This is a genomic window from Bifidobacterium sp. POST2/T3 (B1), assembly GCF_058197115.1.
In genome coordinates this window covers 1-10,666 of record NZ_JBVPQK010000076.1, presented here as the reverse complement: position 1 = coordinate 10,666, position 10,666 = coordinate 1, and the positions used below count along the sequence as shown (strand labels likewise).

The following is a 10,666-nucleotide window of genomic DNA, read 5'->3' as shown; positions in this document are numbered from 1 at the left end:
CCCACCAGTATGTGGGCCGACGCCTGGAAGACCCTGAGGCGCAACCCGCTCTTCATCATCTCTGCAATCCTGGCGATCGTGGTCATCCTGGTGGCCCTCTTCCCCAACCTCTTCGCCAAGCAGGACCCCATGGCCTGCAATCTTTCCAATTCTCTGGAGCCGGGCCGGCCGGGACATCCCTTTGGCTTCGACCTGCAGGGCTGCGATGTCTACAGCCGCGTCATCCACGGGGCTCGAACTTCGGTGGCCATCGGCATCATGACCACCATTCTGGTCACCGTCTTCGGCGGGCTCATCGGCGCAATTGCTGGATTCTTCGGGGGCTGGGTTGACGCAGTGCTCAGCCGCATCACCGACATCTTCTTCGCCATCCCCATGATTCTGGGCGCCATCGTGCTCCTGCAGATGTTCCGTACCTCCACCTCACTGTGGAAGATCATCCTGACCCTGACACTCTTCGGCTGGGTCAACATGGCGCGCATCACCCGCAGTGCCGTCCTGGAGGCTAAGAACCTGGAGTTCAACACCGCTTCCACGGCCCTGGGCTCCACGCCCTTGCGCAACCTCTTCCGGCACATCATGCCCAACTCACTGGCCCCGGTCATCGTCATGGCCACCATGTCGCTGGGCAGCTACATCGTCTCGGAGGCTACCCTGAGCTTCCTGGGCATCGGCCTGCCCTCCACCGTGGTCTCCTGGGGCGGGGACATCTCAACGGCCCAGAGCCTGCTGACCACCAATCCCTCGGTCCTCTTCTATCCCTCCGCAGCCCTGGCCATCACTGTGCTGGCCTTCATCATGATGGGTGACGCGGTCAAGGATGCATTGGATCCCAAGAGCAGAACGGCCTGAGTGGAGGAAGCATGACTGAAGTAGACAAGAACATGACTACCAATCAGGAAAATCAGCCCCTGCTCGACGTACGGGACCTGCAGGTGGACTTCACCGCCGATGGGCGCACCGTTCATGCAGTTCGCGACGCCTCCTTTAACGTCTATCCCGGCCAGTGGGTGGCGATCGTGGGGGAGTCCGGCTCGGGCAAGTCCACCTCGGCCATGGCTGTGCTGGGTCTTCTGCCCGGTACTGGCAAGGTGACCGGGGGTAGCATCCGGCTTAAGGGCCGCGAGCTGGTGGGCCTGGACCGCAAGGACTACGAGGCGCTGCGCGGTTCCCAGGTGGGCCTGGTTCCGCAGGACCCCATGAGCAATCTGAACCCGGTCTGGCGCATCGGCTCCCAGGTCAAGGAAGCGCTGACCGCCAACCATATGGATGTCTCACGGGAGAAGCGCTCCCGGTTGGCAAAGGCCCTGGTTGGCGACGAAGAGGTGAAGGTAAAGAAGTCTGACGACGAGCTCTTCATCTCCTCCAAGGACCTGCCCGGTCTGCTCGAGGCTGCTCGCCAGGCCCTGAGTGATGCCGGGGTTGTCGACGTGGACAAGACCATGGAGGCCATGAAGGCCGAGTGGGATGTGGGCTCCGAGACCCGCTGGGGCGTGGCCAAGTCCCTGATCGACGCCGGTGTGGATGACGACAAGGCCTGGGAGCTGGCCAAGGAGCATGTGACCGGCTCGGACATGAATGACCGCATCGCCGGCCTGCTGTCGGAGGCTGGACTGCCTGAGGCCGCCACCAGGGCGCGGCAGTATCCGCATGAGTTTTCGGGCGGAATGCGTCAGCGTGCCCTGATCGCTATCGGCCTGGCCTCCCGGCCCGACCTTCTGATTGCGGACGAACCCACCAGCGCTCTGGATGTGACCGTCCAAAAGCGGATTCTGGACCACCTGCGCAGCCTGACTGAGTCCTTGGGCACCGCTGTGCTCTTCATCACCCACGATCTGGGTCTGGCAGCCGAGCGCGCCCAGCACATCGTGGTCATGTACAGGGGCCAGGTGGTGGAGTCAGGGCCCAGCCTGGAGGTCCTGCAGCACCCCCAGCACCCCTACACAAAGCGGTTGGTCCAGGCCGCGCCCTCGCTGGCCTCCCAGCGCATCATCTCCGCCAAGCAGCGCGGTCAGGATGCCGAGGGCCTGCTGGAGCATCACGTCAAGGGCGAGAGCACCCTGGAGCGCAGTGAGCATGTCATCACCGTGGAGCACCTGACCCGTGAATTCAGGCTGCCGCGGCGTAAGGAAATGTTCAAGGCCGTGGACGACGTCTCCTTCTCGGTCAAGCGGGGGACCACCCTGGCTATCGTGGGGGAGTCCGGCTCGGGCAAGTCCACCGTGGCCAACATGGTTCTGCACCTGCTCAAGCCCACCTCAGGTCGGGTGACCTACGAGGGCCAGAACATCGCCGACTTCGGCAGCCACCAGCTCATGGAGTTCCGTCGGCACGTGCAGCCGGTCTTCCAGAACCCCTACGGCTCCCTGGACCCCATGTACTCCATCTACCGCTCCATCGAGGAGCCCCTGCGCATCCACAAGATCGGCAACGCCAAGTCCCGGCAGAAGCGGGTCAGGGAGCTGCTGGACATGGTGGAGATGCCCGAGTCGGTCATGGGGCGCTACCCCAACGAGCTCTCCGGCGGACAGCGTCAGCGTATCGCCATCGCCCGGGCTATGGCACTGAATCCGGATGTGATCATCTGCGACGAGGCCGTCTCTGCCCTTGACGTGCTGGTCCAGGACCAGGTGCTGCGGCTGCTCAACGACCTGCAGGCCGAGCAAGGTCTGAGCTACCTGTTCATCACCCACGATCTGGCTGTGGTCAGGCAGATCGCCGACGAGGTGGTGGTCATGCAGCACGGCCGGCTTGTGGAGCACGCCACCACCGACGAGGTCTTCGACCACCCGAAGCGCCAGTACACCAAAGATCTGCTGGACGCCATCCCCGGCGGCAAGCTGCGCCTGGGTCTTGACTAGGTATCCTTTGTACAGACTCACAAGGAAATGAGGCATCATGGGATTGTTCGGTTTCGGCAGGAAACGCGCCAAGAGGCAGGCCGGGGAGAACATCGAGGATCAGGAGGACCAGTCCAAGGGGCTCGACAAGTTCGAGGGCGCTGAGGAATCCACTGAAAAATCCGATCTGACATCAGAGGAGGACCGTGACGAGACGGCTGCGGAGCAGGACGAAGCCGAGCAGAGTGGCCAGGGTCCCTGGGACAGCATGGATCCCGAGGCCCCCGATACCGATGAGTACCTTGATATCGGCGCCCTGATGTTGCCCTTCCTACAGGGCAGCGAGCTGAGGCTCAAGGCCAACTCGCAGACTGGAGACGTGCTGGGAGCCACCATCACCTACGGGTCCTCCAGTCTGGAGCTGGAGCCCTTCGCGGCACCCAAGTCCCTGGGCCTGTGGGATGAGGTCCGGGCCGACCTGCTCAAGGCTAACCCTTCCTGCGAGGAGGTGGACGGCGTCTTTGGGAAGGAGCTGACCCTGCCCGTCAAGGTCAAAGGCAAGAACCTGCTGACCCGGGTGGTGGGCATCGATGGACCCCGTTGGATGCTGCGAGGCATCTTCTCCGGCCCTGCAGCCAAGGGAGGCAAGGAGAAGGATGTTCTCGACGGCTACCTGGCCGACCTGGTGGTGGTCCGTGGCGATGAGCCCCTGGCCCCCCGTGACCTGGTTCCCATGCATGCGCCCATCACCCCCAATCAGCGCCGAGGAGAAGCCGAAGATACGGAGTCCAAGGACGATGAGGCAGCGCAGATCCCCGACAAGCCGGAGGGCCCCTTCAACTCGGATCAGCAGACCGAGGTGAAGACCACACTGTCACGCGGACCTATGTTCTCGGAGGTCCGCTAAGGCTGTGAAGCAGAAGCATTCCGGACTGGCAGCGCTGGCTGACGACGATTTCTCCGTCATGGAGGCCATCGGCGGATGGCGGGGGGTTGTCGAGTCCCTGCTGCCGGGGCTGGTATTTCTGGTTTTCTTTCTGCTTACCGGCCGTCTGGGGCTGACTGTGGCGGTTTCGGCGGCTCTGGCCGTTGTGCAGCTCTTGATTCGTCTGGTCCAGCGGCAGTCCTTTCTGGGAGCCCTGACCGGTTTGCTCTCGGTTGGTATCTGCCTGGTGGCTGCATGGCTGACCCGGGATGCCCGCAACTATTATCTGCCAGGATTTTTGACGAACGGATTTTGGATTATCGTTTTGGGCGACTCATTGCTGGCACGGATGCCCGGCATAGGCCTGCTGGTGGAGTATCTGCGCCGACCCGTCGTCTCCGGGTGGAGACAATGGCTTGCCTCCTGGCGCAGTGAACCAGAGCTGGTACGGGCCTACACCCAGGCCACCCTGGTCTGGATCGCCGTCTTCGCGCTTCGTTTGCTGGTCCAGGTGCCACTTTACATAGCTGGCTCTGTTGGGTTTCTCGGCGCAGCGCGCTTGATCCTGGGTTTGCCCCTGTTCGCTCTGGGCATCTGGATCAGCTGGCTGCTGATCGGAGGTCCCTACCATCGTCGCCAGGTCGACCAGGAGGTCCACGCCGATCATGACTGAGAGCAAGGTTCGTCTGCGTATCGAACGCTATGCCGACCAGGGCCGTTGTGTGAGCCACTTGGAGGACGGCCGGGTGGTCTTCGTCCGCTTCGCCTTGCCTGGGGAGCTGGTGGAGGTTCTTCTGGACGAGCCTCACGGCCGGACCGATAGATTCGCTACGGGCGAGGTCACCCAGGTGCTGGAGGCCAACCCTGACCGCCGTGAGCCAGTCTGGCCCCTGGCTGGACCGCTGACCTGGGGAGGAGGCCTGGGCGGTGCCGATCTGGTTCACGTGAGCCTTCCCGGTCAGCTGGCCTGGAAGGCCGATCTGATCGGCCAGCAGATGGCCCGCCTGGGCGGGGTGAATGTCCAGGTGCCTGTAGCCCGGGTTCCGGGCGATGAAGAGTTGGGCGGCCTACACTGGAGGACTCGCATCGAGCTGGTGGCCGATGACCAGGGCCGTCCCTCCATGCGTCGGCGGGGATCGCATGACCGTCTACCGATTCAGACCATGCCCCTTGCCACACAGGAGTTGCTGAAGCTGGCCGAGGGCCTGGGTATCTGGGAAGGCGGTTTGCCCGCAGGAGCTCGTATACGTCTGGCCGTGCCCCAGCCGCGCGATGGGGGACCGGTTAGCGACAACTACGCCCTGCTGGTCAATGGCCGTCTGCGCCAGGGGAGCCGCCTGCTAACAGAGCGGCTGGAGGACGGAGCGGGACCTGATTACCAGGTCCGGGCCGACGGATTCTGGCAGGTTCACCGTCAGGCACCGGTCGTGCTGACGAAGGCGGTATTGAACCAGGCTGAGCGGACCCTGGATGGGATCGCTGAGCCGGTCATCTGGGATCTCTACTGCGGATCAGGGCTCTTCACCCTTCCCCTGGCCGCTCTGGCCGACGGACAAGCCCGGCTTCTGGCCGTGGAAGGTTCTGCCGGAGCCATTGCCAGCGCGAAAAACAATGTGAAGCGGGCCGGACTGGACCGGGTGGCCCTGCGTCGTGGAGACGTGGCCAAGGTCCTGGCTGGGGGTCCGCCCAAGGGGCTGGGCCATCCCGACCTGATCCTGCTGGATCCTCCCAGGGCAGGCGCCAAAGCTGCGGTCTGCCGACTGCTGGCCGCCAGCGGGGCTGGGACCATAATTTATGTGGCCTGCGATCCGACCAGTCTGGCCAGGGATACGGCCACCCTGATTTCCCTGGGCTACAGCCCAAAGCGCCTTGAGGCCTTTGACATCTACCCGATGACCCACCACGTGGAGACCCTAGCGGTCTTCACACGCACGGTGGGAAGGCATCGCTGACATGAGCCGCGCCGGGCAAGTCTTGACGGTGTTTAGGCGGCTGTGCGGTCTGTTGATGGCGGTCGCTATGCTGGCAAGCCTGTCCATGCTGACTGGCTGCGCCCCCGAGGACAGGGCCGTGGGCGACTCCTGGCATGAGGGTACAGTACCCCATGATGGCGTGGATCGGTCCGACACACTCGTGGCTTTGATTGGCTGCTCGCAGAAGGGTGACAAGGACCCAGATGCTGGTCTTGACAGCCGCATCCTGGCATCGTTGAAAGCCGAGCGCATGAAGGGCTATTTCTCCTCAGCGCAGTCCACCAGTGATCAGCAGGATGGGGTGCAGGATGCTGTCAACCGTGGTGTCAGTCTGATTCTGATTCGCCAACCTGGAGCCGGCGACTGGACCCCTGCCTTGAAGGCAGCCCGGAAGGCGGGCATCCCTGTGGTAGAGTTCGCTCAAAGCGCCAAGGCTTGGACCCCTGACCCAGGTAGGCTCTACTATGCGGCTACGGTTCACCCGGTGGATCCTGCCGGGAATCCACATGCGCCCTTGTTGGCTGATGCTCTGCAGACCATAGTGGACGACGAACCGCATGCCAGGATCATGGCCGTGCGCCTGAGCGTCGGCTGAGAGGGGGCCAAGGATGAGCACAGGTGATGAGCAGGAAACGGCAGTGGGCACAGGCTTTCCGGACACCGACCGGCCGGGGCTGAGCTCCCAGGAGGTGGAGCGGCTGAAGGCCCAGGGCCTGGTCAACGTCTCCCAGGACCAAACCTCCCGCAGCCTGGGCCAGATCATCCGCGACAACGTCTTCACCCTCTTCAACGGAATCATCCTGACCGCCATGGTGGTGGTCCTGCTGACCGGGCAGTGGAAGGACGCGGTCTTCGGGCTGATCATCATCATCAACACCGGCATCGGCGTGGCCACCGAGCTCAAGGCCAAGCACACCCTGGACGGGCTGTCCATCCTGGTGGCCTCCGACTATACAGTGCGCAGGGATGGCCGCAACCTGACCGTGCCCCACGATGCCATCGTCAAGGGGGACCTGCTCTGGATCCGCTCCGGGGACCAGGTGCCCGCCGATGCGCAGATCATTGACACCTACGGCCTGGAGCTGGACGAGTCCATGCTGACCGGCGAATCGCGCACGGTCAAGCACAAGCCGGGGGACCAGGTCTACTCGGGCTCCACGGCCGTCTCGGGCATGGCCCTGGCCCAGGTAACCGCTGTGGGCGCCGACTCCTACGCCGCCACGCTGACGGCCAAGGCCAAGGTCTACAAGAAGGTCCGCTCCGACCTGAACGAGGGCATCAACACCATCCTCAAGGTCATGACCGTGGTGGTCATCCCCCTCTGCCTGCTGCTCATCTTCACCCAGATGCGGACCGTGGGCGGCTTTCAGACGGCGCTGGCTACCGGAGCCTGGCGGCAGGCCGTGGTGTCTGCAGTGGCCGGGGTGGTGGGCATGATTCCCGAGGGACTGGTCCTCTTGACCTCCCTGAACTTCGCCCTGGCCGCCATCCGCCTGGCCCGTCATCAAACTTTGGTCCAGCAGATGGAGTCCGTGGAGACCCTGGCCCGGGTGGATGCCCTGAACCTGGACAAGACCGGCACCATCACCGACGGGGGCATCGTCTACGACGACCTGCATCCGCTGGCTGAGGACCTGCCGGTCCAGCAGCTGCGGCAGGCCCTGGTGGACGTCTGCGCGGAGGAGAGCCCCAACGCCACCGGCCGTGCCATCCTCAAGGGGATGGACGACCTGCACCCGGGCAGGGCCGTCAGCCGCCTGCCCTTCTCCTCGGCCCGCAAGTGGAGCGCCGTGGCCGACCGGTCCGGCAGAATCTGGTATTTCGGCGCCCCCGAGGTGCTCCTGGCATCCCAGGCGGGCAGCTGGCCCCAGGTGGACCAGCAGGTGGCCGCCCTGGCCGACCGCGGCTACCGGGTGCTGATGCTGGCCGCCCCCGACGGGTACCCGGGCACCGACCGGCCCGACTACTTCACCAGCAGCCCCGACCTGCCCGGGAACCTGAAGCCCCTGGCCCTGATCACCTGCTCGGAGCACATTCGCGACGACGCCGCCGAGACCCTGGCTTGGTTCCGCCAGCAGGGCGTGCGGTGCCGGGTCATTTCGGGCGACAACCCAGCAACGGTGGCAGCCATTGCCAACAAGGTGGGCCTGACTGGCGACCGGGCCCCCCGGGCCATGGATGCCCGTCAGCTGCCCAAGGACACGGCAGCCCTGGCCGAGGTCCTGGAGGACTTGGACGTGCTGGGTCGGGTTCTGCCCGACCAGAAGAAGGCCATCGTCCAGGCCCTGCATCTGAAGGGTCACACGGTGGCTATGACCGGCGACGGGGTCAACGACTCCCTGGCCCTGAAGGAGGCGGACCTGGGCATCGCCATGGGCAATGCGGCGGCCGCCACCAAGGCCGTGGCCCAGCTGGTCCTGGTGGATTCGCGCTTCTCCCACCTGCCCGACGTGGTGGCCCGGGGTCGGCAGGTCATGGCCAACATGGAGCGTGTGGCCGGCCTCTTCCTGGTTAAGACCGTCTACTCGGCCCTGATCTCCCTGGGCGTGGTCCTGACCGGCATCCCCTTCCCCTACCTGCCCAGGCACATCACCTACATCGGCGCCCTGACCATCGGCACGCCGGCCTTCTTCCTGGCGCTGGCCCCCAACACCAGGCGCTACCGGCCTGGCTTCCTCAAGCGGGTGGTCACCTTCGCTCTGCCCTCGGGCATCGCCACTGCTTTGATTGTGCTGACGGCGGCCTGGAGCCTGCCCGGCCTGCTGGGCCTGAACCTGGCCCGGCCCGGGGACCTGGGGCGCTGGCGGTCGGTCTGCGCCATCGTCCTTTTCTGCATGGGCGTGCTGGTCCTGACCCAGGTGGCCCGGCCTTTGCGCTCCTGGAGGGGCCTGCTGGTCCTCTTCTTCGCCGCAGCCGGGGTGATCGGGGCCCTGATCCCCCTGGTGGCGCAGTTCTTCGCCATCAGCCTGCCCACCGGTCCGGCCCTGGCAGCCACTGTGGCCTTCGCTCTGGCGGGTGCCCTGCTCATGGTCCTGGCCGTACTGGGCTATCCGGCATGCGCACGTTACATCCGTCAGGTAACACATGGGCGCTAAGAATGAACCTCACAAGCACAGATAGCGTCACTGACGGCCTGGGGTCCTCCCGCCGCCGGTCCACATGGGCGCCAGGGCAGGGCCCGAGCGTCCAAGGAAGGGGTGGTGCATGTCAGAATCCGCACAAGATGCCGGTCGTTCCAAGCTCAAGGTGGGCTCCGAGGAGTTCGAATACTACCGGATCAGCGACCTGCCGGGGATCGACCACCTGCCCTACAGCCTGCGCATCCTGGCCGAGAATCTGTTGCGGCACCAGAACGGAACCACGGTGACCCGGGACCAGCTGGACCAGCTTCTGGACTGGGACCCCAAGGCCCAGCCTGACAGGGAAATCCAGTTCAGCCCCGCCCGGGTGCTCATGCAGGACTTCACCGGCGTGCCCTGTATGGTCGACCTGGCCACCATGCGCGACGCCGTCAAGGCCCTGGGCGACGACCCCTCCCTGGTCAACCCACTCATCCCCGCCCAGATGGTCATCGACCACTCCGTCCAGGTGGACAGCTCGGGCGTGCCGGGCGCCCTGGAACACAACATGGACATGGAATACCAGCGCAACAGTGAGCGCTACCGCTTCCTGCGCTGGAGCCAGCAGGCCTTCCAAAACTTCCGCGTGGTGCCACCGGGCACCGGCATCATCCACCAGGTCAACCTGGAGTACTTGGCCCAGGTGGTCATGCGCAGGGACAGGACCAAGGGGGAGGGGCCGGCCCTGGTCTACCCGGACTCCTGCGTGGGTACCGACTCCCACACCACCATGGTCAACGGCCTGGGCGTGCTGGGCTGGGGTGTGGGCGGCATCGAGGCCGAGGCGGCCATGTTGGGTCAGCCCATCTCCATGCTGGTGCCCCAGGTCTTGGGCTTCAAGCTGACCGGATCCATACCCGAGGGAGTCACCGCCACCGACGTGGTGCTGACCGTGACCCAGATGCTGCGCGAGGTGGGCGTGGTAGGCCGGTTTGTGGAGTTCCACGGCAAGGGCCTGGCCCAGGTACCCCTGGCCAATCGGGCCACCCTGGGCAACATGAGCCCCGAGTTCGGCTCCACCTGCGCCATCTTCCCCATCGACCAAATCACCATGGACTACCTGCGTCTGACCGGTCGCAGCGACGATCATGTGCGCCTGGTGGAGGCCTATGCCAAGGCCAACGGCCTGTGGATGGACCCGGAGGATGCCGACTGCCCCGAGCCTGAGTATTCGCAGGTGCTGGAGCTGGACCTGTCTACGGTGCGTCCGTCCATCGCCGGCCCCCGGCGGCCCCAGGACCGCATCCTGCTGGACCAGGCCCAGAAGACCTATCAGCGGGACCTCAAGGATTACAGCGACCAGGACAAGGACAAGGGCGAGGGCGAGGCTGTGCCGGTCAAGAAGGCCGACGGCAGCGAGTTCAGCCTGCGGGACGGGGATGTGGTCATTGCGGCCATCACCTCCTGCACCAACACCTCCAACCCTTCGGTCATGGTGGCCGCCGGTCTGCTGGCCCGCCAGGCGCGCGCCCGGGGCCTCAAGCCCAAGCCCTGGGTCAAGACCTCGCTGGCTCCCGGCTCCCAGGTGGTGACGGACTATCTGAACCGGACCGGCCTGAGCAAGGACCTGGACGCCCTGGGCTTCGAGCTGGTCGGCTACGGCTGCACCACCTGCATCGGTAACTCCGGCCCCCTGGACCCGGCCATCCACCAGGCCATCGCCGACCACGACCTGACGGTGACGGCCGTGCTCTCGGGCAACAGGAACTTCGAAGGGCGCATCAGCCCGGATGTGAAGATGAACTACCTGGCCTCGCCGCCCCTGGTGGTGGCCTACGCCCTGGCCGGCACCATGGACTTCGACCCCTG

Annotated in this window: 8 protein-coding genes; all 8 read left to right on the top strand. The window is 65.0% G+C overall.

All coding sequences use genetic code 11. The annotated features are described in order from the left end of the window. Positions 1-852: ABC transporter permease (locus AC0AP0_RS05305; protein WP_490429619.1), on the top strand; the 852-nt coding region annotated here is incomplete at its 5' end. 11 nt (positions 853-863) lie between these two features. Then, the gene (locus AC0AP0_RS05300; RefSeq protein WP_490429618.1) at positions 864-2,861 is read left to right on the top strand and encodes a dipeptide ABC transporter ATP-binding protein; all 1,998 of its coding nucleotides are present in this window, start codon (positions 864-866) and stop codon (positions 2,859-2,861) included. A gap of 37 nt (positions 2,862-2,898) precedes the next feature. Further along, positions 2,899-3,747 carry a DUF3710 domain-containing protein gene (locus AC0AP0_RS05295; protein WP_490429617.1) on the top strand — a complete coding sequence of 283 codons (849 nt, stop codon included), beginning with the start codon at positions 2,899-2,901 and terminating at the stop codon, positions 3,745-3,747. 4 nt (positions 3,748-3,751) lie between these two features. Beyond that, positions 3,752-4,438 (top strand): DUF3159 domain-containing protein, encoded by a 687-nt coding sequence (locus AC0AP0_RS05290; protein ID WP_490429616.1) that lies wholly within the window; start codon positions 3,752-3,754, stop codon positions 4,436-4,438. After that, entirely contained in the window at positions 4,431-5,717 is a 1,287-nt protein-coding gene (locus AC0AP0_RS05285; RefSeq protein WP_490429615.1) for a class I SAM-dependent RNA methyltransferase, read from the top strand. Before AC0AP0_RS05290 ends, AC0AP0_RS05285 begins: the two co-directional genes overlap by 8 nt. Before the next feature lies 1 nt (position 5,718). Next, complete coding sequence (locus AC0AP0_RS05280) at positions 5,719-6,333, top strand: substrate-binding domain-containing protein (RefSeq protein ID WP_490429614.1); 615 nt, start codon at positions 5,719-5,721, stop codon at positions 6,331-6,333. A 13-nt stretch (positions 6,334-6,346) separates the two neighbouring features. After that, positions 6,347-8,833: an HAD-IC family P-type ATPase gene (locus tag AC0AP0_RS05275; protein WP_490429613.1), complete on the top strand. Its 2,487-nt coding sequence runs from the start codon at positions 6,347-6,349 to the stop codon at positions 8,831-8,833. Between the two features lie 109 nt (positions 8,834-8,942). Further along, positions 8,943-10,666 (top strand): aconitate hydratase AcnA (gene acnA / locus AC0AP0_RS05270; protein ID WP_490429612.1); only part of this gene is annotated, 1,724 nt, incomplete at its 3' end.